This is a genomic window from Caballeronia sp. Lep1P3 (assembly GCF_022879595.1).
GTDB lineage: Bacteria > Pseudomonadota > Gammaproteobacteria > Burkholderiales > Burkholderiaceae > Caballeronia.
Genome location: NZ_CP084265.1, coordinates 288,790 through 312,809 on the forward strand (window position 1 = coordinate 288,790; position 24,020 = coordinate 312,809).

16 protein-coding genes, 5 tRNA genes and 3 rRNA genes are annotated in these 24,020 nt (G+C 62.0%); 12 read left to right on the forward strand and 12 right to left on the reverse strand.

What is annotated here, in order from left to right; all coding sequences use genetic code 11:
- Nucleotides 1-18 precede the first annotated feature (18 nt).
- Entirely contained in the window at nt 19-3,600 is a 3,582-nt protein-coding gene (locus LDZ27_RS01310; protein WP_244814992.1) for an indolepyruvate ferredoxin oxidoreductase family protein, read from the reverse strand.
- Between the two features lie 339 nt (nt 3,601-3,939).
- On the opposite strand from LDZ27_RS01310, the gene LDZ27_RS01315 reads away from it, so the two are divergent.
- Nucleotides 3,940-4,155, forward strand: a complete 216-nt coding sequence (locus LDZ27_RS01315; protein WP_244814993.1) for a hypothetical protein — start codon at nt 3,940-3,942, stop codon at nt 4,153-4,155.
- Between the two features lie 58 nt (nt 4,156-4,213).
- Here the strand turns inward: LDZ27_RS01315 and hppD are convergent, their stop codons facing one another.
- Entirely contained in the window at nt 4,214-5,317 is a 1,104-nt protein-coding gene (gene hppD / locus LDZ27_RS01320; RefSeq protein ID WP_244814994.1) for a 4-hydroxyphenylpyruvate dioxygenase, read from the reverse strand.
- A 142-nt stretch (nt 5,318-5,459) separates the two neighbouring features.
- Between hppD and LDZ27_RS01325 the strand changes: the two genes are divergently transcribed.
- Entirely contained in the window at nt 5,460-5,963 is a 504-nt protein-coding gene (locus LDZ27_RS01325; RefSeq protein WP_244814995.1) for an Lrp/AsnC family transcriptional regulator, read from the forward strand.
- Between the two features lie 76 nt (nt 5,964-6,039).
- Here the strand turns inward: LDZ27_RS01325 and LDZ27_RS01330 are convergent, their stop codons facing one another.
- The 9 genes from LDZ27_RS01330 to LDZ27_RS01370 form a co-directional block, all read right to left on the reverse strand.
- Nucleotides 6,040-6,708: a GNAT family N-acetyltransferase gene (locus LDZ27_RS01330; RefSeq protein WP_244814996.1), complete on the reverse strand. Its 669-nt coding sequence runs from the start codon at nt 6,706-6,708 to the stop codon at nt 6,040-6,042.
- Between the two features lie 188 nt (nt 6,709-6,896).
- A complete protein-coding gene (locus tag LDZ27_RS01335; RefSeq protein WP_244814997.1) occupies nt 6,897-7,499 on the reverse strand; it encodes a TetR/AcrR family transcriptional regulator in 603 nt (200 codons plus the stop codon).
- Nucleotides 7,500-7,531: 32 nt separating this feature from the next.
- Nucleotides 7,532-8,332, reverse strand: a complete 801-nt coding sequence (locus LDZ27_RS01340; protein WP_244814998.1) for a DUF1835 domain-containing protein — start codon at nt 8,330-8,332, stop codon at nt 7,532-7,534.
- Between the two features lie 102 nt (nt 8,333-8,434).
- Nucleotides 8,435-9,523, reverse strand: a complete 1,089-nt coding sequence (gene paaE, locus LDZ27_RS01345) for a 1,2-phenylacetyl-CoA epoxidase subunit PaaE (RefSeq protein ID WP_244814999.1) — start codon at nt 9,521-9,523, stop codon at nt 8,435-8,437.
- A gap of 19 nt (nt 9,524-9,542) precedes the next feature.
- Nucleotides 9,543-10,049, reverse strand: coding sequence for a 1,2-phenylacetyl-CoA epoxidase subunit PaaD (paaD, locus tag LDZ27_RS01350; protein ID WP_244815000.1), 507 nt, complete (start codon nt 10,047-10,049; stop codon nt 9,543-9,545).
- Complete coding sequence (gene paaC, locus LDZ27_RS01355) at nt 10,049-10,846, reverse strand: 1,2-phenylacetyl-CoA epoxidase subunit PaaC (protein ID WP_244815001.1); 798 nt, start codon at nt 10,844-10,846, stop codon at nt 10,049-10,051. The genes paaD and paaC overlap by 1 nt, the downstream gene beginning before the upstream one ends.
- 9 nt (nt 10,847-10,855) lie before the next feature.
- Complete coding sequence (gene paaB, locus LDZ27_RS01360; RefSeq protein ID WP_244815002.1) at nt 10,856-11,140, reverse strand: 1,2-phenylacetyl-CoA epoxidase subunit PaaB; 285 nt, start codon at nt 11,138-11,140, stop codon at nt 10,856-10,858.
- 24 nt (nt 11,141-11,164) lie between these two features.
- Nucleotides 11,165-12,166, reverse strand: coding sequence for a 1,2-phenylacetyl-CoA epoxidase subunit PaaA (paaA, locus tag LDZ27_RS01365; protein ID WP_244815003.1), 1,002 nt, complete (start codon nt 12,164-12,166; stop codon nt 11,165-11,167).
- 194 nt (nt 12,167-12,360) lie between these two features.
- Nucleotides 12,361-13,845, reverse strand: a complete 1,485-nt coding sequence (locus LDZ27_RS01370) for an MFS transporter (RefSeq protein ID WP_244815004.1) — start codon at nt 13,843-13,845, stop codon at nt 12,361-12,363.
- A 184-nt stretch (nt 13,846-14,029) separates the two neighbouring features.
- Here LDZ27_RS01370 and LDZ27_RS01375 point away from each other — a divergent pair, with 184 nt between their 5' ends.
- Nucleotides 14,030-15,292, forward strand: coding sequence for a TIGR03862 family flavoprotein (locus tag LDZ27_RS01375; RefSeq protein WP_244815005.1), 1,263 nt, complete (start codon nt 14,030-14,032; stop codon nt 15,290-15,292).
- A gap of 21 nt (nt 15,293-15,313) precedes the next feature.
- Here LDZ27_RS01375 and LDZ27_RS01380 read toward each other — a convergent pair whose 3' ends face one another.
- Nucleotides 15,314-16,465, reverse strand: coding sequence for a class I SAM-dependent methyltransferase (locus LDZ27_RS01380; protein WP_244815006.1), 1,152 nt, complete (start codon nt 16,463-16,465; stop codon nt 15,314-15,316).
- Between the two features lie 146 nt (nt 16,466-16,611).
- On the opposite strand from LDZ27_RS01380, the gene LDZ27_RS01385 reads away from it, so the two are divergent.
- From LDZ27_RS01385 to LDZ27_RS01425, 9 genes are all read left to right on the forward strand, one after another.
- Nucleotides 16,612-17,898: an SGNH/GDSL hydrolase family protein gene (locus LDZ27_RS01385; RefSeq protein ID WP_244815007.1), complete on the forward strand. Its 1,287-nt coding sequence runs from the start codon at nt 16,612-16,614 to the stop codon at nt 17,896-17,898.
- A gap of 451 nt (nt 17,899-18,349) precedes the next feature.
- Nucleotides 18,350-19,883, forward strand: a 16S ribosomal RNA gene (locus LDZ27_RS01390).
- 65 nt (nt 19,884-19,948) lie between these two features.
- Nucleotides 19,949-20,025, forward strand: a tRNA-Ile gene (locus tag LDZ27_RS01395).
- Between the two features lie 18 nt (nt 20,026-20,043).
- Nucleotides 20,044-20,119 (forward strand) — tRNA-Ala (locus LDZ27_RS01400).
- Nucleotides 20,120-20,464: 345 nt separating this feature from the next.
- A 23S ribosomal RNA gene (locus tag LDZ27_RS01405) occupies nt 20,465-23,346 on the forward strand.
- A 122-nt stretch (nt 23,347-23,468) separates the two neighbouring features.
- Nucleotides 23,469-23,581: ribosomal RNA gene (gene rrf / locus LDZ27_RS01410) — 5S ribosomal RNA — on the forward strand.
- Together the 16S, 23S and 5S rRNA genes with 5 tRNA genes alongside form the textbook arrangement of a ribosomal RNA operon.
- Nucleotides 23,582-23,729: 148 nt before the next feature.
- A tRNA-Tyr gene (locus LDZ27_RS01415) sits at nt 23,730-23,815 on the forward strand.
- Between the two features lie 29 nt (nt 23,816-23,844).
- Nucleotides 23,845-23,918, forward strand: a tRNA-Gly gene (locus tag LDZ27_RS01420).
- 16 nt (nt 23,919-23,934) lie between these two features.
- Nucleotides 23,935-24,009 (forward strand) — tRNA-Thr (locus LDZ27_RS01425).
- Nucleotides 24,010-24,020: the final 11 nt, after the last annotated feature.

The window sequence follows — 24,020 nt, forward strand, 5'->3', positions numbered from 1 at the left end:
GCGTTGAGCAGAGATTCTTCAGGCCACTTGCCGCTTCGGCGCGCCTTCGCGATCGCGCCATCGCGCCAATAACCTTTCCCACTTGACCTTCGCCGCCTTGACGTTGTTCTCCTTGATATGCCCATACCCCCGCATCGAATCCGGCAGGCCCGCCAGTTCGACAGCCAGCGGCAGTTTCTGCATCGTCAATCCGGCGATCAACTCTTTCACGAGCGCTTCATATTCGCCGATCAAGGCGCGCTCCATTTTCCGCTCGCCGGTTTTGCCGAATGGATCGAGCGCCGTCCCGCGCAGGAACTTCAATCGCGCGAGTACGCGCATCGCCGGCATCATCCACGGTCCGAATTGCTTCTTGACCAAATGGCCGTGCGAATCCTTCTTCGACAAAGCAGGCGGCGCGAGATGGAACTTGATCTTCCAATCGCCTTCGAAACTGCTCTTCACTTTCTCGAGAAACGCGGGATCGGCATATAGACGCGCGACTTCATACTCGTCCTTATAAGCCATCAGCTTGTGCAGATTTCTCGCGACCGCTTCGGTGAGCAGATAATCGCTGCCGCCAAGCGCCGCCTCCGCCGCGCGCACATCGGCGACGAGCCGTCCATAACGCGCCGCATACGCGGCGTTCTGATACTTCGCGAGATAGTCGAGCCGCTTGTCGATTAGCGCATCGAGCGCCTTGGGCGTATGCAGCGTAATGACCTTGCTCGGTGCGGCGGTGTCCGGCGTCTGCGTTCCCTGCGCAAGACGCGTCACGGCGGACAAATCGTGCGCCGCGCGGCGTCCCCATTCGAACGCGGCCAGATTCTTTTCGACCTGCACGGCATTCAACTCGATCGCGCGAACCAGCGATTCGTGGCGCAGCGGCACCCAGCCTTTTTGCCACGCGTATCCGAGCACGAACGGATTCGTATAGATCGCATCGCCCATCAGCGCGACCGCGAAGCGGTTTGCATCGACGAGCGCGACGTGCTCGCCCGCCGCCGCGCGGATATCGGCTTCCGCGCTCGCGCCCGGAAAGCGCCAGTTCGGGTCCTTGATGAACGCGGCGGTCGGCGTCTGCGCGCTGTTGACGACCACGCGCGTATGCCCCGGCTGCATGCGCGAACCGCACTCGTCGCTCGCGGTGACAAGCGCATCGCAGCCGATGACGAGATCCGCTTCGCCCATCGCGATGCGCGTCGCGTGAATGTCGGCGGGGCGATTCGCGATCTGAACGTGGCTCATCACGGCGCCGCCTTTCTGCGCGAGGCCGGTCACGTCGAGCACGGTCACGCCTTTTTGCTCCAGATGCGCCGCCATGCCGAGCAACGCGCCGATCGTCACGACGCCCGTTCCGCCGACGCCCGTCACGAGCACGCCATACGGCCGCTCGATGTCAGGCAATTCCGGCGTGGGAACGGACGGCATCGCATCGCCGGCAACGCTCGTCGCCTTCGGCTTCTTCAACTGACCGCCTTCCACCGTCACGAAGCTCGGGCAGAAACCGTTCACGCAGGAATAGTCCTTGTTGCACGTCGACTGATTGATCTGCCGCTTCGTGCCGTACTCGGTGTCGAGCGGCTCGACGGACAGGCAATTGGACTTCACCGAGCAATCGCCGCAGCCTTCGCACACCGCTTCGTTGATGACCACGCGCTTCGCCGGATCGGGAAACGCGCCGCGCTTCCTGCGGCGGCGCTTCTCGGTCGCGCAGGTCTGGTCGTAGATCAGGATCGTGGTGCCGGGAATCTCGCGCAACTGGCGCTGAATGTCGTCGAGTTCGTCGCGATGATGCACTTCGATGCCCGGCGCGAGCCCGACATCCGGCGTGTACTTCTCCGGCTGATCCGTGACGACGACGAGCTTCGCCGCGCCTTCCGCCGCCAGCTGATGCGTGATCTGCGGCACGGTCAGCACGCCGTCGACGGGCTGGCCGCCGGTCATCGCGACCGCATCGTTGTACAGAATCTTGTAGGTGATGTTCACCTTCGCCGCGATAGCCGCGCGAATCGCGATGAGGCCGGAATGGAAGTACGTGCCGTCACCGAGATTGGCGAAGACGTGCTTGTCGTTCGTGAACGGCGCCTGACCGACCCAGGCGACGCCTTCGCCGCCCATCTGACTGAACGTGCTCGTGTTGCGGTCCATCCAGACCGTCATGTAATGGCAGCCGATGCCCGCCATCGCGCGCGATCCTTCCGGCACGTTCGTCGACGTGTTGTGCGGGCAGCCCGAGCAGAACCACGGCTTGCGCTCCGCTTCGACGCGCGGCCGCGCGAGCGCTTTTTCCTTCGCCTCGATCACGGCGATGCGCGCCGCGATGCGCGCGCGAACGTCGGCGGGCAAGTCGAACTTGGCGAGCCGCGCGGCGATCGCCTTCGCGATGATCGCGGGCGACAGCTCATAGTGCGCGGGCAGAAGCCAGTTGCCCATCGGCACGGACCATTCGCCGCCCGCGCCGTCCTTTTCGTCGAATTTGCCGAAGACGCGCGGACGCTGCGCATCCGGCCAGTTGTACAGCTCTTCCTTGATCGCGTATTCGAGAATCTGGCGCTTCTCTTCGACGACGAGAATCTCGTCCAGCCCGCGCGCGAACGCCTGCGCGCCTTGCGCTTCGAGCGGCCACACGCAGCCGACCTTGTAGAGGCGAATGCCGATCTGCGCGCAGGTTTCATCGTCGAGACCGAGGTCGGTCAGCGCCTGACGCACGTCGAGATACGCCTTGCCGCCCGTCATGATGCCGAAGCGCGCGTGCGGCGAATCGATGTCGATGCGGTCGAGCTTATTCGCGCGCACGTAGGCGAGCGCCGCGTACCACTTGTAGTCGAGCAGACGCGCTTCCTGAACGAGCGGCGGATCGGGCCAGCGGATGTTGAGCCCGCCTTCGGGCATCGCGAAATCGGTCGGGATCACGATTTCCGTGCGATGCGGGTCGATATCCACCGACGCCGACGATTCCACCACGTCCGTCACGCATTTCATCGCGACCCAGAGGCCGGAGTAGCGGCTCATCGCCCAGCCGTGCAGCCCGAAATCGAGATATTCCTGCACGTTCGACGGAAACAGCACCGGCAGTCCGCACGCCTTGAAGATGTGCTCGGACTGATGCGCGAGCGTCGACGACTTCGCGGCGTGATCGTCGCCGGCGAGCACGAGCACGCCGCCGTGCGCAGCTGATCCCGCCGAATTGCCGTGCTTGAAGACATCGCCCGAGCGGTCGACGCCGGGGCCTTTGCCGTACCACATCGAGAAAACGCCGTCGTATTTGGCGCTCGGGTACAGGTTGACCTGTTGCGAGCCCCAGACGGCGGTGGCCGCGAGGTCTTCGTTGACGCCCGGCTGGAACACGACCTGATGCCCGGCGAGATGCTTCTTCGCCTTCCAGAGCGACTGGTCGAGTCCGCCGAGGGGAGAGCCGCGATAGCCGGAGATGAATCCGGCCGTGTTGAGACCGGCGGCTTTGTCGCGCTCTTGCTGGAGCATCGGCAGGCGAACCAGCGCCTGGATGCCGCTCATGTACGCGCGGCCGCGTTCGAGGGTGTATTTGTCGTCGAGTGTGACGGATTTCAGCGCGGCTTCTAGCGAAGCTCTTTGTTCTGCGTCTAGCGGGGCGTTCATTCTGTGTGCTCCTCCACCCGAGTTTGGGATCGCCAAAGCATGTTTCGGGCCGTTGACGTCTTGTGAACGCGCAGGCCGGGACTTCAAGTTTGCCGATGCCCGCGCCCTGGAGACAGTGGGACAAACCCGTTAAAAAGTCCTCACTTAACCGGGATTTGCGTCAAAACGTTGAAGCGATGCGCGCTGCCGCGAGTCGTTTGTTACAGGGTGTAAATGTGACCGATGCGCGGAACCCTCGACCTCACTCCTGTCTAACCGGGCGCTTGGGCCGTTCTGCGCGCGCTTCACGACGTGCGGAAATGCCCGGTGCCGTACACACGCAGTCAGAAGGAGAAAACAATGAAGCAACGCCACATCCAGAATTTTCTAATGGTTTCGGCCGCATTTTTCGCGATCAGCGCGCCGGTGGGCGGCGCGCGCGCGAATGCTTCGCCGCTCGCGGCGACGTCCGTCCAGCACATTACGCAAGTGCGCGTGCCGAATGCCAGACGCGCAGCGGCGATCGCGACGATTCCGAACGCGGCAGCGACGGCAACGCCTGATCCGTTCGCTTAAAAGGCAAAAGGGACATGAACCTCGCGGTCCATGTCCCTTTTTTTGCCCACGCGGGCGATCAGCTCGCGCTGGTGTCCTTCAGCACGCCGCGCCGCATTTGATCCAGTTCGATGGATTCGAACAGCGCCTTGAAATTGCCCTCGCCGAAGCCCTGATTCCCCTTGCGCTGGATGATCTCGAAGAAGATCGGCCCGATCTGGTTCTCCGTGAAGATCTGCAGCAGGATTTCGTCGTGCACGCCGTCGATCAGAATCTTGCGCTTCTTCAGTTCCGCGACCGATTCGCCGTGATTCGCCACGCGCCGGTCCACTAGCTCGTAATACGTGTCGATGGTATCGAGCAGCGCGATGTTCGACGCGCGCAGGCCGTCCACGGTGCCGTAGATGTTGTCCGTGCCGAGCGCGATGTGCTGAATGCCTTCTCCGCGATACGCGTCGAGATATTCCTGAATCTGGCCGGCGTTCTCCGAACCTTCCTCGTTGATCGGAATGCGGATCTTGCCGCACGGCGACGTCATCGCCTTGGACTTCACCGCCGTCACCTTGCCTTCGATGTCGAAATAGCGCACTTCGCGGAAGTTGAAGAGGCGCTCGTAGAACTCTGCCCATTCGATCATCCGGCCGCGATGCACGTTGTGCGTGAGGTGATCGATATACGTGAGTCCGTGCCCGACCGGGTTCGGGTTCGCGCCGGGAATCGGCTCGAAGTCGACGTCGTAGATGCTGATGTCGCCGATGCTGCCCGGCTCCGCGCCGTTCTTGCCGCGCCAGCGATCGACGAAATAGATCAGCGAATCGCCGATGCCCTTGATCGCGGGAATATTCAGCTCCATCGGGCCGGTCCTGTTGTCGAAGCCCCACGCGCCCAGTTCCAGCGCGCGCTTATAGGCTTGCGCGGCATCCGCCACGCGAAACGCGATCGCGCAAATCGACGGCCCGTGCAGGCGCGCGAAACGTTGCGCGAAGGAATCCGGCTCCGCGTTGACGATGAAATTGATCTCGCCCTGACGATACAGCGTCACGTTCTTGTGCCGATGCCGCGCAATGGCGGTGAAGCCCATCTGCTCGAAGAGCTTGCCGAGCGCAACCGGATCGGGCGCCGTGTGTTCGATGAATTCGAAGCCGTCCGTGCCGACGGGGTTCTCCCAAGTTTGAGGCGTCATGTGAGTCTCCTGAATGTGGGACGCTTTGTCGCGACGTGAGGAAAGTCTAGCCAGAGAGCGGCGACAAAAACTTGCGAAACAAATCGCCGGTTTCTAATATTGCGCACGAAACTGCTACACCGGGACGACGTGGAGACCGAAGATGCCCCAGCCGGAGTTGGACACGATAGATAGGCGCATTCTCGCGATCCTCCAGGAGAATGGCCGATTGTCGAATCAGGAGATTGCGGATCGCGTGAGCCTGTCGCCGAGCCCGTGTTTGCGGCGCATCCGGCGGCTTGAAGAAACCGGCGTGATTCGCGGCTACGTCGCGCTGCTCGACGCGAAGAAGCTCGGGCTCGGCCTGCTGGCCTACGTCAACGTGCGGCTGGAAAAGCGCGGCGGGATGCCGGTGGCGGTGGGGACGCCGAATCCGCCGACGCACGGCGATCTCTTTCGCGAGGCTGTGCGCTCATGGCCGGAAGTCGTCGCCTGCGACGCGATGACCGGCGAGATGGATTTTCTCCTGCGCGTTCAGGTGCGCGACATGGAGCACTTTTCGCGCTTCGTGCAGGATCAGCTGCTGCATCATCCTTCGGTGATCGACGTTCGCTCGAGCTTTTCACTCGAGCGCATCAAGGAAACGACGGCGCTGCCGCTGCGTTGATCGGAAGCCGGAACGGAAAAGGGCGGCTCGTTCGGAGCCGCCCTTTTTTTACCTTGCTGCCTGCCGCGGCGCGGATTCAGGCGGCATCGACCGTCGGCATGAACGCCTGAAAGACTTGCGATGCGCGATGCGCCTGACGCTTGATCGCGTAGTCGAACACGGCCGCTTGTTCCTGAAGCATCTCGGAGACGATGCTCGTCTGATCCGCCGGCGTCAGCGACAGATATGCGTCGGCCTCGCCGTATGCGTATTCGATCTTCATCCCCGACTTTCGCGCGATGTGCATCATGGTCTTGTTGCGCGACAGGCAGTGCATGTAAAGCACCGAGACGTGCGTATTGCGGCTGCGCATGGCGGCGCGCTCGAAAAGCCGCGTGCCGATGCCGCGTCCGCGCGCGCTTTCGAGGACCGAGACGCCGAATTCGGCGGTGCGCTTGTCGCCATCGGCCGGCAGATACGCCAGGTGCCCGACGCCCAGCAATTCCAGCGACGCGCCGAACACGCCGAACACGGTGTCGTTCGTGAAGTTCAGGCTGCGCACGTAGTTCTCGATGACATGATCCGGCACGATCTGGCCGAAGCGCAGAAGGCGGTCGTCTTCATCGAGCGCGAGGAAGTGGGTGAGCAGGCGCTCGCGGTCCGCAGACGAGAGTTCGCGGACCAGAACCGGCAAGCGCGCGGCATCCGGCAGCGGGCGCTCACTTGCGACGATCTGCTCGGCGTTGCGATTGAAAGTCAGTTCCACGGTTTCTCCTGTACGTTCGTTCATGCTGCAAAGCAAAACGAATTTTATCCGCTTTAGGAAAAACGAGTACGGGAAAACCCTTAAAACAGTGCCGAGGGCGACTTCTAAACGGTCGTCTGTTTTTTTATTCGCTGACAAATCAAGAGCTTGCAAGCGGCGGAGCATTTCGTCGCAGTGCAGCAAAGACGTCATGCACCGGCGAGTCCATGCTCGATCATCCCGACGACCTGCTCGCCAAACTCGCGGTAGCCGAGCTTTCCGCCCGGCTTGAGCCAGGTGAACGTCCAGTTGATCATGCCGAAGACCATCATCGTGAGCGCGGTCTGGTTTTGCTTGTTGACGCGCTGCGGATACGCGCGCGCCAACTGACGAGCGAACGCCGCGACGATGTCGCGCTGCCGGTCGAGGACGATTTCGCGCTGCGCGTCTTCGAGATATTTGACGTCGTTCAGAAGCGCGACATGCCGGCTGTGCGACGTCTCGTACTCCGCGAGAAACGCGCGCACGAGTTCCGCAAACGCCTCGCGCTCGCCGAGCCCGCGCCGCTGGCTCGCGCCTTCGACCTCCGCGATGATTAGCATGAGCCGCTTCGTGTAGCGGTCGAGCAGATCGAAGAGAATCGCTTCCTTGCTCTCGTAGTAGTGATAGAGGCGCGCTTTCGACGTGCCGCTCGCGGCGGCGAGATCGGCCATCGACGTGCTCGGGTAGCTGGTTTGCGCGAATTTCGCGGCGGCGAGTTCGAGAATCTGTTCGCGTTGTGTTTCGTGGTCAGGCGCTTTGGTACGGGCCATGTGGTCGGCAGCGTTCTTTTCGGCTCATTGAATTAGCGTCGCAATTCGGCATCCGCCATTTCCGACGGCGTGCCGCGTATTTTAAGGCGGCCCGCCGTCACCAGTTCCCGGCAGCGCCAGAACGCGATGCTGTCGCTCACGAGGAAGTCGAAGCTCCGCGCCATCGCGCCGGCGGCGATGCGCCGCGCCGGTTGCCACTCGGCGGTGGCGATGTCGAGCAGCGCCTCGTCGACATCGAGCCACGTTGCGGACACGAGCATGTTGTCGCGCAGGCGCCGGTTTTCGGCATTCGAATGCTTCGCTTCCTGCCACTCCAGCGCGAGCCGGCTGATGCGCAGCACCGAAATGGGCGCGGCGCTCGGCAGCTTCGCGAGCAGTTGCCTCGGCGAAAACATGCCGGCGGCGGTCGCGCGATCCGGCCTGCGCACGCCCTCCGGCTGCGCGTCGGGCGCGGCGATGGAGAAGTCGTCGAACGTGAGCTTCGCTTCGTTCAGGCGCTGCGGCGCATTGCGCAGGTGATAGGCGACGCGGCGCAGCGTGAGCTGATCCGCCGCACTCTGTCCGTGCCACACGACGACTTGCCCGTCGCCGCGCGCGAGCCGCGCAAGCAGGGCGTGCTGCGCGTCGAGTTCGTCCTCGAGATCGGCGGTCGTGGTCAGCACCTGACGCCAGAACGCCGCGCGGCCAATCGGCGCTTCGTCGATATCGCGCAGCGGCCCGACCGCGAGATCGTCGCGCAGGGCGATGACCTGCTCATCGCGCTCGGCGAGCCGCAGCGCGTGCGTGAGGGCGTCGGCTGCGCAGTCGCCATTGGTGACGTGAATCGTATTCATCGATATCGGCTTGCCGGAGGACAAAAGGACGAAGAACGCTCGAAGGAGCGACTCTCAGTTTAGCCAATCGCGATGCGCGCCGGTGTGGGATCGGCCGCTGAACTAGCGCTCGTCGAAGCTCACGACGACGCGCTCGCTCACCGGATGACACTGGCAAGTCAGCACGAAACCGTCGTCGATTTCGTGCTGCTCCAGCGTGTAGTTCTTGTCCATCGTCACCTTGCCTTCGAGCACCTTCGCGCGGCAGGTGCAGCAGACGCCGCCCTTGCACGCATACGGCAGCGCAAGCCCCGCCTTCAGCCCGACGTCCAGCACGCTCACGCCTTCGTACGGCAGACGCAGCTTGCGCCGCTTGCCGTCGATGACGAGTTCGAGATCCGCCGCGGGCGTGTTCTCCGTGATCTCGATGGCCGGCGCGCCCGCCTGCGGCAGCGGCGAGCCGAAGCGCTCGACGTGAATGCGCTCTGGCGCGACGCCCGCGTGCTTCAGCGCGGCTTCGGCGGCGTCCATCATCGGCGCGGGACCGCAAATAAAGGCTTCGTCGATGTCGCCGGGCGGCAGCAGTGTGTCGAGAAACGCGTTGCACTTCGCCTGATCGAGCACGCCGTTGAAAAGCTCGACATCCTGCAAATCGTCGGACAGAACGTGATACAGCGAAAACCGGCTCATGTAGCGATTCTTCAGGTCTTCGAGTTCCTCGGCGAACATGATCGTGTCGACGCTGCGGTTGCCGTAGACCAGCGTGAAGCGGCTCGTCGGCTCCATGTCGAGCGTCGTCTTGATGATGGCCAGCACCGGCGTGATGCCCGAGCCGCCCGAGAACGCGACGTAATGCTTCGCGTGATCGGCGTTCAGGTGCGTGTAGAAACGGCCGTCGGGCGTCATCACGTCGATTTCATGGCCGGGCTTCAGCGTGTCGAACGCGAAGTTCGAGAAGCGCCCGCCGCGCACGCGCTTGATGCCGATGCGCAATTCGCCGTCGCGGTCGTAGTCGGTCACGCCGACGCAAATGGAATACGAGCGGCGCGTCTCCTCGCCGTCGATATGCGTCTTCAACGTCACGAACTGGCCCTGCGTGAAGCGAAATGCGTCGCGCAGTTCGGGCGGCACGTCGAACGAAACGGTGACCGCGTCGGCGGTTTCGGGGCGAACGTCGCGGATGCGCAGCGGATGAAATTGCGGAGTCGCCATGATGGTCGTGTCGTGGAGTTCAGTACGGCTTGAAGTAATCGAACGGCTCGCGGCAATCGAGACAGCGATAGAGCGCCTTGCACGCCGTCGAACCGAATTGCGCGAGCCTTTCCGTATGCGCCGAGCCGCAGCGCGGACAGGCGACGACTTCCGGCTTGCGCGGCACGAAGCGGATCGGTTGCACGGCGCTGGCGCACGCGCCCGTCGGCGGCGCGATCCCGTAGCGGCGCAGCTTGTCGCGCGCTTCGTCGGTGATCCAGTCGGTGGTCCACGCGGGCGCGAGCACCGTCTCGATGCGATGCGCGCCGAGCTGCGCGCGCTCGATGGCGTTCGCGACGTCCTCCGCGATTTGCGACATCGCCGGGCAACCGGAGTACGTCGGCGTGATGACGACTTCGAGCGCGCCGTCCGCGCCGCGGCGCACGTCGCGCAGAATGCCGAGTTCGCGGATCGACACGACCGGAATCTCGGGATCGGGCACCGCTTCCAGTACGGACCACGCGCGTTCGATGGCGGCGTCCATCATCACCAGCTCGCGCCCGGATGCTGCCGTGCGAGGCTTTGCATTTCCGCGAGCAGATAGCCCATGTGCTCGGAATGCTCGCCGAGCTTGCCGGTGCTCACGTGCCTGACTTCGGCGGGCGATTGCAGCGTCGCTTCGTCGAGCGCGGCGCGCACATCGTCGCGCCAGACGGCCTCGAAATCGTTCGCGAGCGGCGCGATGCCGGCTTCCGCGACCGCGCGCTCGATGGCGTCGGCGTGGAAGAATTCGCGCGTGTACGGCATCAGATAGTCGAGCGCCGCCTGCGCGCGCCGATGCGATTGCTCCGTGCCGTCGCCGAAGCGCACGAGCCAGTCACGCGCGTGATGCACGTGATAGCGCGTTTCCTTGATCGACTTCGCCGCGATTGCCGCGAGTTGCGCATCCGTCGATGCCTGAAGCGCCGTCCACACGTGCGCCATGAACGCGCAGTACAGGAAGTTGCGCACGATGGTCACCGCGTAGTCGCGTTCGGCGCGCGCCGTGCCCGCGAGCGGGCCGAAATGCGGCAGCTCGACGAGCGTGTAGTTCGCGAATTCGCGCTCCGTGCGGAAGTACGCGTAGTCGTCTTCGGTCTTCTGCGCGCCGGTGAGCGCGGCTTCCAGCGCCGCCGCGTGCGAGTACAGAAGACGCGCCTGACCGATCAAATCGAGGCTGATATTCGCGAGCGCGATGTCTTCCTCGAGCGCCGGGCCGTGGCTGCACCATTCGGCGTTGCGCTGGCCGAGAATCAGCGCGTTATCGGCGAGGCGCAGCACATAGGCGAGATGTTCGTGGCTCATGTCGCGCGCTCACATATGGTTGATTTCGTCGGGCAGCACGAAGAACGTCGGATGCCGATAAATCTTGTCGCCCGCCGGCTCGAAGAATTCGCCCTTGTCCGCCGGATCGGACGCCGTGATCGCCGACGATGGCACCACCCAGAGGCTCACGCCTTCCTGACGTCGCGTGTAGACGTCGCGCGCCATGCGCAGCGCGGCGCTCGCGTCGGGCGCGTGGAGGCTGCCGCAATGCTTGTGATCGAGTCCCTGCTTGCTGCGCACGAACACTTCCCAAATCGGCCATTCCTTGTTCATTTCGATGTCTCCTGTTGCGCGGCTTTACGCGGCTTGCTTCTGCGCCCGCGCCTTCTGCTTTTCCGCATGGGCGAGCGCGGCTTCGCGTACCCACGCGCCTTCGCTGTCGGCCTTTACGCGCGTGGCGAGGCGTTCCTTGTTGCACGGACCGTCGCCGTTGACGACGCGCCAGAATTCTTCCCAGTCGATCTCGCCGTAGTCGTGCGCGCCGCGCGCCGCGTTCCACTTCAGGTCCGGATCGGGCAAGGTGACGCCGAGAATCTTCGCCTGCTCGACGGTGGCATCGACGAATTTCTGGCGCAGATCGTCATTCGAAATGCGCTTGATGCCCCATGCGAACGACTTGCCGCTGTGGATCGAATCCTTGTCGCTCGGGCCGAACATCATCAGAACGGGCCACCACCAGCGGTTCACCGCCTGCTGCACGAGATCCTTCTGCGCGTCGGTGCCTTTCATCATCGCGAGGAGCGCGTCGAAACCCTGGCGCTGATGGAACGACTCTTCCTTGCAGATGCGGATCATCGCGCGGGCGTAAGGGCCGTAGGTGCAGCGGCAGAGAGGAATCTGGTTCATGATCGCGGCGCCGTCCACCAGCCAGCCGATCACACCGACATCCGCCCACGTGGGCGTCGGATAGTTGAAGATGCTCGAGTACTTGGCCTTGCCCGCGTGCAGCGCGTCGACCAGCTGATCGCGCGAGACGCCGAGCGTTTCAGCGGCGCTATATAGATAGAGGCCGTGGCCGCCTTCGTCCTGCACCTTGGCAAGCAGAATCGCCTTGCGCTTCAGACTCGGCGCGCGGCTGATCCAGTTGCCCTCCGGCTGCATGCCGATGATCTCGGAATGCGCGTGCTGCGAAATCTGGCGCACGAGCGTCTTGCGATACGCCTCCGGCCTCCAGTCTTGCGGCTCGATTTTGCCGTCGGCCTGCATCACGGCGTCGAAACGCTGCTGCTCGGTCGAGGCTTCCGGCGAAGCGTCGGATTGTGCGGCCTGGCCGGGAAGGTCGAGAGATTGGGTGTACATGGCGGACACTCGCTCTGGAAAAGTCGCGGTGCGCCGATTATAAACCGACCGGACGGTCGGGAAATAGATTTTTCGAGACGCGCGGGAAATCACCTAGGGCGCGTCTCGCGGCGAAAAAAGCGGTGCCGTTCGCGAGGAGCGGCACCGCTCGGTCGATGCGGACTTCGGTGGCGCAGCGCGTGCCGCTCAGCGGCTTAGCGGCTCCGCTCGCCGGCGAAGTCCTCTGCGTCGACGTCATATCCGGACGGTTCCCAGCGCACCGCGAACAGCGCGGCGAGCCCGGCGAGCGGCGCGATCGCGATGATCCAGAACACCTTCGTGCCGAGCGTCGCCGACAGCACCGGGAACAGGAAGAGCGATAGCGTCGAACTGGCGCGCATGAGCGTCTGATTGAAGCCGACGCCCACGCCGCGCAACGACGTCGGATAGCTCAGCGACGCGAACGTCATGCTGTGCGAGCCCGGCCCGATGCCTTGCCCGAGCAGGAAAGCCGCGAGCAGCGCGATCGCGATGACGACCTGCGCGCCGGTCGCGGGCTTGCCGACGACCGCGAGGCCGACGAGCGCGACGAGCTGAAACGCGTAGCCGATGACCGTCAGATTCCACGCGCCGAACTTCGGCACCGTGCGCACGGCGAACAGGCCGCCGACGAACGCGAAGCACAGATTGAGCGCGAGCGACGCGAGAATCGTCGTGAGCATCGACTGCGCGAGGAAACTCGAAATGATGACCGGCAGCCCGAACGCGACAGCGTTATACGCGAACGAAGACGCAATCGCGATGACGGTTGCGAGCACCGTGCGGCGCAGGTAGACGCCGCGCAGCAGCGCGCCGTAGTTGCCGAGCGTCGCGCGGCGCGCTTTCGGCGCTTTTTCAGACGCCAAGCGCGCATCCGGCTCGACGCGCGCATCGACGCCATACGAGCGCTTGAGAATCGCGGCGGCGCCGGCGAGATCGCCCTGATTCGCCGCCCACACGGGCGATTCGCTCATATAGCGGCTGCGAATCACGATGATCGCGATGGCCGGCACCGCGCCGAAGCCGAGAATCATCCGCCACAGCCAGCCGGCGTCGTGCGCGGGCAGCGCCGCGTAGAGACCGAGGACGAGCAAATATGAAATGCTGATCGCGGCATACCACGTCGGGCACCACATCGCCACGCGCGCGGCCTTGTTGCCGCGCCCCTGAAGCCGCGAAAACTCCGCGAGAAACGCCATCGCGACCGGCAAGTCGATGCCGACGCCGAGGCCCATCACGAAACGCGCTCCGCCGAGCACCCACGCATTCGGCGCGAGCGCGCACGCGATGGCCGCCACGACGAAGAAGAACATGTCGGCCATGAAGACGCGATAACGCCCGATCCGATCGGTGAGATAGCCGCCGAGGAACGCGCCGATGATCGCGCCGAACGTGATCGCCGAGGCGACGAAACCGGTTCCAGTCGGCGTCAGCGAGAATTCGCGGGCGATGTCCTTGACGCCGAAGGCCAGCGCGCCGAGGTCGTAGGCGTCGAGAAAAATGCCGCCGAGCGCAATCGCGACGACGATGCGCGCGTCGCTGCCGATAGCGGCGCCGCGATTGACGAGACTCGAAACGTCGGCGGCGCTGCGAATGACGGGCCGCGCGTCGGCGGTCGAGGTTCTGCCGGAAGCGCGTTCAGGCGCAGTGGTAACGGACATGATCGGACGTGAAAAATTGTGAATGCAACGAATCGCGCGATGCTACTTGGGCGGTCGGGCGCAACCAAATTCTTTTTTGTTATTTAATGACTTACGGCTCTTGGGCGGCTCGCTGGCGTCTTTCGCGGCGATGCGCCGGATGCAGTGCGACAATGTCGCTCCCCGTTTTTAGTCGGCCCTCAGCATGGCGTCAGTGGAAAGCATCGAATCGGTGGAAGTCGCGGTCGTCGGCGGCGGTCCGGCCGGCCTCATGGCGGCGGAAGCGCTCGCGGCGGGCGGCGCGCGCGTCGATCTTTTCGACGCGATGCCGTCCGTCGGCCGCAAGTTTCTGATGGCGGGCAAGGGCGGCATGAATCTCACGCATTCCGAACCCGCCGATGCGTTCGTCGCCCGCTACGGCGCGCGGCGCGGGAACATCGCGCCGCTGCTCGCTCGCTTCGACGCCGCCGCGTTGCGCGAGTGGGTCCACGCGCTCGGCGTGGAGACGTTCGTCGGCAGTTCGGGCCGCGTCTTTCCGACCGACATGAAAGCCGCGCCGATGCTTCGCGCGTGGCTGCATCGGCTGCGCGCGTCGGGCGTCACCTTCCATATGCGGCATCGTTGGCTCGGTTTCGGGGACGACGGCATCGCGGTTTCCCGCTTCGCGACGCCGCAGGGCGAAAAGCGCGTGCGTCACGGCGCGCTCGTGCTGGCGCTTGGCGGCGCGAGCTGGCCGCAGCTCGGCTCGGACGGAAGCGCGGTCGCGCAACTGGCGGCGTGCGGCATCGACGTGCGGCCGTTCCTGCCGTCGAACTGCGGTTTCGATGTCGAATGGACGCCGCATTTCCGCAGCCGGTTCGCGGGCGAGCCGCTCAAGTCGGTCGCGATCGGCCTGGAGCGCGACGACAGCGGCGTGGATTGGCGCGTCGGCGAGTGCGTCGTCACCGAGCATGGAATCGAAGGCAGTCTGATTTACGCGCTCTCCGCGCCGATTCGCGAGCGCGTTTTCGAAAGCGGCGACGCGGGCGCACGAATTCTGCTCGATCTCGCGCCGCAGTTGCCCGCGGAGCGCGTGCGCGCCGAAGTGCTTCATCCGCGTGGGGCGCGCTCGCTGTCGAGTCATCTGCAAAGCCGCCTGCATCTCGCGGGCGTCAAGGCCGGGCTGCTGCGCGAGTGCCTGACGAAAGACGAATTCGCCGACCTCGACACGCTCGCCGGGCGCATCAAGGCGTTGCCGGTGCGCGTCGTGCGTCCGCGCCCGATCGCGGAAGCCATCAGCAGCGCGGGCGGCGTCGCGTTCGAATCGCTCGATGCCCGGTCGATGCTGAGCGCGCTGCCCGGCGTCTTCTGCGCAGGCGAAATGCTCGACTGGGAAGCGCCGACCGGCGGCTACCTGCTGACGGCGTGCTTCGCGAGCGGGCTCGTCGCCGGCGAAGGCGCGCTCGCGTGGCTCGCCGCGCGACGCTGAACGCGAGCCGCCTTCTTCGCGCTACCCGGCGACCAGCCGCCAGAGCGACGTCACTTCGGCGGATCGCGCGGCGTGGAGCGGATCGGATTTGTCCGTCGAACGGGGATGGTGCGGCTTCGTGTCGATGCGGCCATCGACCTTCAGACCCGCTGCATCGATCCATTCCTGCAACTGCGCGCGCGTGCGCAAGCCGAGATGCTCCGCGAAATCCGAGAGAATCAGCCATCCTTCGCCGCCTGGCGTCAGATGCGCGGCGAGGCCGCCGAGAAAACCGCGCAGCATGCGGCTTTCGGGGTCGTAGATCGCGTGCTCGATGGCCGCGCTCGGGCGCGCGGGCAGCCACGGCGGGTTGCAGACGACGAGCGGCGCGCGTCCTTCGGGAAAAAGATCGGCTTCGATCACGTCCACCTGCTTTCCGAGTCCGAGCCGCGCGATGTTCTCGCGCGCGCAGGCGAGCGCGCGCGGATCCATGTCCGTTGCCACGACGCGCTGCACGCCGCGCCGCGCGAGCACAGCGGCGAGCACGCCGGTGCCCGCGCCGATGTCGAATGCCAGCGCCGACGACGGCAGCGGCTGGTTCGCGACAAGATCGACGTATTCGCCGCGCACCGGCGAGAAAACGCCGTAGTACGGGTGAATCCGGCCACCGGCCGCCTTGATCTCGACGCCTTTCTTGCGCCATTCATGCGCGCCGATCAATCCGAGCACTTCGCGCAGCGAAACCACCGATGCCTCCTGCGGCGGGCCGTAGGCTTCCTCGCAGGCTTCCCGCACGTTGGGCGCGCGGCGCAGCGGAATGACGTACTGCTCGTCGAGCGGAAGGACGAGCATCGCGAGCGTGCGCGCGCGCTGCGATTGCGCGAGACGATGCATATTGAACGCATCGACGGGCGACGCGGGCTGTTCGGCCGCCGGCTTCTTCGCCTTGCGCGGCTTGTTGTCGATCCGCCGGGCCATCGCCTGAAGTAATTGGCGCGCGTTCTGGAAGTCGCCGCGCCAGAGAATCGCGGTGCCTTCGCAGGCGAGCCGGTACGCGTGGTCGGCGGTCATCTGATCGTGTCCGATCACGAGGCGCTTCGGCGGCTGATTGCCGCTTTCGGACCGCCACACGGCGGAGCGGCTTTCGCCGTCTTCTTCCCATTCGAGTTGGGGCTTCGGGTTTTTCGATTGCATATTGGCGTTGGATGCAGGGCGGGACGGGCCCGCGAAGAAAGTTTGGCTGCATTGTGACGCTATTTCGACCGCGCCGGCCGCCGAAGTTGGCGCGAGGCGCGTGTCGATCGGGCACAATTTAGGCTTTTTCCGAACGCCGACGCCGAATGAAACCCAAGGTTATCGCCGCGATCCGCGTGGCCGCGCTTCTTCTTCCGCTGACTTCCGCATCGCTCGTGTTCGCCGCCGAGACGGTCGCGCAATCGCCCAGCGAACACTGGGTCAGCGCGTGGGGCACGGCGCTGCAGTCGATTCCGCAACTGGCCGATCTTCCGCCGCTCTATCGCGCGCCGGCAGTCGGCGGGCGGACCGTGCGCCAAGTGATCTATCCGCAGATTGCCGGAAAGCAGATGCGCCTGCGCATCAGCAACCTGTTTGCGACGGAACCGCTCGTGATCGAATCGATGAGCGTCGCGCGCGCGGCGAGCGGCAGCAGCGCCGCGATTCGCGCGGAGAGCAGCCGTCCGGTGCTGTTCGGCGGGCGCAGGAGCATCACTGTCGCGCCGGGTGCGCAGGTGACGAGCGATATCGTCGCCTTCGACGTCGCCGCGAATCAGCCGCTCGCGGTAAGCACGTTCATGGGGCGGGACCAGAAACTGACGGCGTGGCATCGCACGGCGAGCCAGGTCAACTACGTCTCGACGCCCGGCGACCGGACCGACGACGCGTCGGCTGCGGCGTTCCGCACGCGCTTCACGCAGTACGCGTGGCTGACCAACGTCGCGGTCGAGAATGCGTCGGCGAGCGCGGTGGTCGCCATCGGCGACTCGATCACGGACGGCCTGCGCTCGACGCTCAACGGGAACCGTCGCTGGCCCGACGCGCTCGCGCGCGAGATCGCGCAGCGCGGCGGCGCGCAGGCGGCAGTGGTCAATGTGGGCATCAGCGGAAACCGGCTGCTCAGCAATTCCCCGTGCTACGGCGAGGCGCTCGCGGCCCGCTTCGACCGCGACGCGCTCCGGCAGCCGGGCGTGCGGGCGATCATCGTGCTGATCGGCATCAACGACATCAATTTCGCGGCGATGCCCGCGCGCGCCGGCCTCGACTGCGACGCGCCGCACACGGAAGTCAACGCGGACGCGCTCGTGCGCGGCTATCAGCGGCTGATCGCGCAGGCGCACCAGCGCGGCGTCAAGATCTATGGCGCGACGTTGACGCCCGCTTCGCTGCCGCCCGAGCGTGAGGCGATCCGCACCGCGGTCAACGCGTCGATACGTTCGAGCCGCGCATTCGACGGCGTGATCGATTTCGACGCGGCGCTGCGCGACCCGGCGCGGCCCGACGTTTTGCAGCGGCGTTTCGATAGCGGCGATCACATCCATCCGAGCGATGCCGGCTACGCGGCGATGGGGTCGGCGGTGCCTGTGAACGTCGTCCTCGGGACGGCGAAGTAGCCCGCGACGATGGCGGAAAAAATAATTGCTTCACCATCTTGTCATTGGCGTTTGCTTCGCCTAATATTCCGCTCCTCGTCGCAAGACGGGGCCGCCGAAGAAACAGGTGGTCTCCGAAGTTGGCAGATTTCGAAGCGAAAGCAGAAAAAAGCTGTTGACGAAGAGAAAAAGATTCTTCATAATCTCGTTTCTCTGCTGCTGATGCAGCGACGCAAGACGGAAAGCAGGAAAGTCTTGGCGGATTGCTCTTTAAAAACTAACAGCCGATAAGTGTGGGCGCTTGATGGCGAGTGCGGTTTCAGTCTTTCGGGGCTGAGGCGACAAGCAAAAGTAATCAAGAGTCTCACACGAAGTATCAGAGGAAGGTTGATCCGTCTTAGGATGGATTAATCATCGTCAGTACGTTGAGTGAGCGACCGGTTCTACGGAACCGAAAACAGTAACAGGCATTGAACTGAAGAGTTTGATCCTGGCTCAGATTGAACGCTGGCGGCATGCCTTACACATGCAAGTCGAACGGCAGCACGGGGGCAACCCTGGTGGCGAGTGGCGAACGGGTGAGTAATACATCGGAACGTGTCCTGGAGTGGGGGATAGCCCGGCGAAAGCCGGATTAATACCGCATACGCTCTAAGGAGGAAAGCGGGGGATCTTTCGGGACCTCGCGCTCAAGGGGCGGCCGATGGCAGATTAGCTAGTTGGTGGGGTAAAGGCCTACCAAGGCGACGATCTGTAGCTGGTCTGAGAGGACGACCAGCCACACTGGGACTGAGACACGGCCCAGACTCCTACGGGAGGCAGCAGTGGGGAATTTTGGACAATGGGGGCAACCCTGATCCAGCAATGCCGCGTGTGTGAAGAAGGCCTTCGGGTTGTAAAGCACTTTTGTCCGGAAAGAAAACCGCCGCCCTAATATGGTGGCGGGATGACGGTACCGGAAGAATAAGCACCGGCTAACTACGTGCCAGCAGCCGCGGTAATACGTAGGGTGCGAGCGTTAATCGGAATTACTGGGCGTAAAGCGTGCGCAGGCGGTCTGTTAAGACCGATGTGAAATCCCCGGGCTTAACCTGGGAACTGCATTGGTGACTGGCAGGCTTTGAGTGTGGCAGAGGGAGGTAGAATTCCACGTGTAGCAGTGAAATGCGTAGAGATGTGGAGGAATACCGATGGCGAAGGCAGCCTCCTGGGCCAACACTGACGCTCATGCACGAAAGCGTGGGGAGCAAACAGGATTAGATACCCTGGTAGTCCACGCCCTAAACGATGTCAACTAGTTGTTGGGGATTCATTTCCTTAGTAACGTAGCTAACGCGTGAAGTTGACCGCCTGGGGAGTACGGTCGCAAGATTAAAACTCAAAGGAATTGACGGGGACCCGCACAAGCGGTGGATGATGTGGATTAATTCGATGCAACGCGAAAAACCTTACCTACCCTTGACATGGTCGGAACCCTGCTGAAAGGTGGGGGTGCTCGAAAGAGAACCGGCGCACAGGTGCTGCATGGCTGTCGTCAGCTCGTGTCGTGAGATGTTGGGTTAAGTCCCGCAACGAGCGCAACCCTTGTCCTTAGTTGCTACGCAAGAGCACTCTAAGGAGACTGCCGGTGACAAACCGGAGGAAGGTGGGGATGACGTCAAGTCCTCATGGCCCTTATGGGTAGGGCTTCACACGTCATACAATGGTCGGAACAGAGGGTTGCCAAGCCGCGAGGTGGAGCCAATCCCAGAAAACCGATCGTAGTCCGGATCGCAGTCTGCAACTCGACTGCGTGAAGCTGGAATCGCTAGTAATCGCGGATCAGCATGCCGCGGTGAATACGTTCCCGGGTCTTGTACACACCGCCCGTCACACCATGGGAGTGGGTTTTACCAGAAGTGGCTAGTCTAACCGCAAGGAGGACGGTCACCACGGTAGGATTCATGACTGGGGTGAAGTCGTAACAAGGTAGCCGTATCGGAAGGTGCGGCTGGATCACCTCCTTTCTCGAGCTTCGCACACTAAATTAAGCGCTCACGCTTATCGGCTGTGGTTTGAAGAAACAGGCTTTGGGTCTGTAGCTCAGTCGGTTAGAGCACCGTCTTGATAAGGCGGGGGTCGTTGGTTCGAATCCAACCAGACCCACCACGAGTCAAGCAAGACACGGGGGGATTAGCTCAGCTGGGAGAGCACCTGCTTTGCAAGCAGGGGGTCGTCGGTTCGATCCCGTCATCCTCCACCAAGTCCTCAATGCTTAGGGTTGAGCTCAAGAGAGAGCGAACCTTAAGCATTGGCGATTGCGAGCCAGTTGATGCTGTAGGTAGTGAAGTAGACCTATCGGCTAAACGTTCTTTAACAATCTGGAAGAAGTAGTAAAGAGAATCTGCGAAAGCACTTAGAGATGGGTGCGAGTAGGAGATTCAGGGTAGTGATTGTATCAAGTATGAAAAGGTAATCGAAAGATTGCTTTGGAATACGGCACACACGTAGTGTGGGGTTCACGTAAGTGCTAAAGCACTAACGCGGACCGACACGCGAATACTCAGCCTATGGCGGGGCGGCTCGATGAGAGACGCACTCGTTATAGGGTCAAGCGAACAAGTGCATGTGGTGGATGCCTTGGCGATCACAGGCGATGAAGGACGCGGTAGCCTGCGAAAAGCTTCGGGGAGCTGGCAAACGAGCTTTGATCCGAAGATGTCCGAATGGGGAAACCCACTCCGTATGGAGTATCCATGACTGAATCCATAGGTCATGTGAAGCGAACGCGGTGAACTGAAACATCTAAGTAACCGCAGGAAAAGAAATCAACCGAGATTCCCAGAGTAGTGGCGAGCGAAATGGGATCAGCCTGTACTCTTTATCTGTGTTGTTAGCTGAACGCTCTGGAAAGTGCGGCCATAGCAGGTGATAGCCCTGTAAGCGAAAACAGCGTGGAAGAACTAGGGGTACGACAAGTAGGGCGGGACACGTGAAATCCTGTCTGAAGATGGGGGGACCATCCTCCAAGGCTAAATACTCGTGATCGACCGATAGTGAACCAGTACCGTGAGGGAAAGGCGAAAAGAACCCCGGGAGGGGAGTGAAATAGATCCTGAAACCGCATGCATACAAACAGTCGGAGCCTGGAAACGGGTGACGGCGTACCTTTTGTATAATGGGTCAGCGACTTACGTTCAGTAGCGAGCTTAACTGATTAAGGCAGGCGTAGCGAAAGCGAGTCCGAATAGGGCGATCAGTTGCTGGGCGTAGACCCGAAACCAAGTGATCTATCCATGGCCAGGTTGAAGGTGCGGTAACACGTACTGGAGGACCGAACCCACTAACGTTGAAAAGTTAGGGGATGAGCTGTGGATAGGGGTGAAAGGCTAAACAAACTTGGAAATAGCTGGTTCTCTCCGAAAACTATTTAGGTAGTGCCTCGTGTATCACCTTCGGGGGTAGAGCACTGTCATGGTTGTGGGGTCCATTGCGGATTACTACGCCATAGCAAACTCCGAATACCGAAGAGTGCAATCACGGGAGACAGACATCGGGTGCTAACGTCCGGTGTCAAGAGGGAAACAACCCAGACCGCCAGCTAAGGTCCCAAAGATTGGCTAAGTGGGAAACGAAGTGGGAAGGCTAAAACAGTCAGGAGGTTGGCTTAGAAGCAGCCACCCTTTAAAGAAAGCGTAATAGCTCACTGATCGAGTCGTCCTGCGCGGAAGATGTAACGGGGCTCAAGCCAGTCACCGAAGCTGCGGATGCGAGTTTAACTCGCATGGTAGGAGAGCGTTCCGTAAGCCTGCGAAGGTGCGTTGAAAAGCGTGCTGGAGGTATCGGAAGTGCGAATGCTGACATGAGTAGCGATAAAGGGGGTGAAAAGCCCCCTCGCCGTAAGCCCAAGGTTTCCTACGCAACGTTCATCGGCGTAGGGTGAGTCGGCCCCTAAGGCGAGGCAGAAATGCGTAGCTGATGGGAAGCAGGTCAATATTCCTGCACCATTGTTAGATGCGATGGGGGGACGGATCGCGGAAGGTTGTCCGGGTGTTGGACGTCCCGGTCGCTGCATTGGAGAAGGCACTTAGGCAAATCCGGGTGCGCAATTCAAGGGTGTGGCGCGAGCTTCTTCGGAAGCGAAGCAATTGGAAGTGGTTCCAAGAAAAGCCTCTAAGCTTCAGTCTAACGATGACCGTACCGCAAACCGACACAGGTGGGCGAGATGAGTATTCTAAGGCGCTTGAGAGAACTCGGGAGAAGGAACTCGGCAAATTGGTACCGTAACTTCGGGATAAGGTACGCCTCTGTAGCTTGACTGGCCTGCGCCAGGAGGGTGAAGAGGTTGCAATAAACTGGTGGCTGCGACTGTTTAATAAAAACACAGCACTCTGCAAACACGAAAGTGGACGTATAGGGTGTGACGCCTGCCCGGTGCCGGAAGATTAAATGATGGGGTGCAAGCTCTTGATTGAAGTCCCGGTAAACGGCGGCCGTAACTATAACGGTCCTAAGGTAGCGAAATTCCTTGTCGGGTAAGTTCCGACCTGCACGAATGGCGTAACGATGGCCACACTGTCTCCTCCCGAGACTCAGCGAAGTTGAAGTGTTTGTGATGATGCAATCTCCCCGCGGCTAGACGGAAAGACCCCATGAACCTTTACTGTAGCTTTGCATTGGACTTTGAACCGATCTGTGTAGGATAGGTGGGAGGCTATGAAACCGGAACGCCAGTTTCGGTGGAGCCGTCCTTGAAATACCACCCTGGTTTGTTTGAGGTTCTAACCTTGGTCCGTGATCCGGATCGGGGACAGTGCATGGTAGGCAGTTTGACTGGGGCGGTCTCCTCCCAAAGTGTAACGGAGGAGTACGAAGGTACGCTAGGTACGGTCGGAAATCGTGCTGATAGTGCAATGGCATAAGCGTGCTTAACTGCGAGACCGACAAGTCGAGCAGGTGCGAAAGCAGGTCATAGTGATCCGGTGGTTCTGTATGGAAGGGCCATCGCTCAACGGATAAAAGGTACTCTGGGGATAACAGGCTGATACCGCCCAAGAGTTCATATCGACGGCGGTGTTTGGCACCTCGATGTCGGCTCATCTCATCCTGGGGCTGTAGCCGGTCCCAAGGGTATGGCTGTTCGCCATTTAAAGAGGTACGTGAGCTGGGTTTAAAACGTCGTGAGACAGTTTGGTCCCTATCTGCCGTGGGCGTTGGATATTTGAAGGGGGCTGCTCCTAGTACGAGAGGACCGGAGTGGACGAACCTCTGGTGTACCGGTTGTCACGCCAGTGGCATCGCCGGGTAGCTATGTTCGGAAGAGATAACCGCTGAAAGCATCTAAGCGGGAAACTCGCCTTAAGATGAGATATCCCCGGGGCTTCGAGCCCCTTGAAGGGTCGTTCCAGACCAGGACGTTGATAGGTCAGGTGTGTAAGTGCAGTAATGCATTGAGCTAACTGATACTAATTGCCCGTAAGGCTTGATCCTATAACCGGTGTGTCTTAACCTGCGCCGGTTGAGTAAGCGACTGTGCCCAAACCAGTCACTACCCACTACTTCTTCCCAGATTGGTCGTGGCGCACCCCCGTGCGACGCGACAACCCGTCATGCCTGATGACCATAGCGAGTCGGTCCCACCCCTTCCCATCCCGAACAGGACCGTGAAACGACTCCACGCCGATGATAGTGCGGATTCCCGTGTGAAAGTAGGTAATCGTCAGGCTCCTCATGCTCCAACACAAAAACCCCACCCCGCAAAGGTGGGGTTTTTGCATTTGGCCATCGACTATAGGTGAGAGCCTCGATTGGCTCGGGGCGCAAGAAATGCTTGACAAGAGCTTGTTGTTACCCCATAATCGATAGTTCTCTGCGGAGGGGTGCCCGAGTGGCTAAAGGGGGCAGACTGTAAATCTGTTGGCTTACGCCTACGTTGGTTCGAATCCAACCTCCTCCACCAGAATTCAAGCGGTAAGAAATCCAACCCTCGCGGGTGTAGCTCAATGGTAGAGCAGAAGCCTTCCAAGCTTACGACGAGGGTTCGATTCCCTTCACCCGCTCCAGTGTCGGTTACGTAGTGCCCATGTGGCTCAGTGGTAGAGCACTCCCTTGGTAAGGGAGAGGTCGGCAGTTCGATCCTGCCCATGGGCACCAGTAGTATCTGT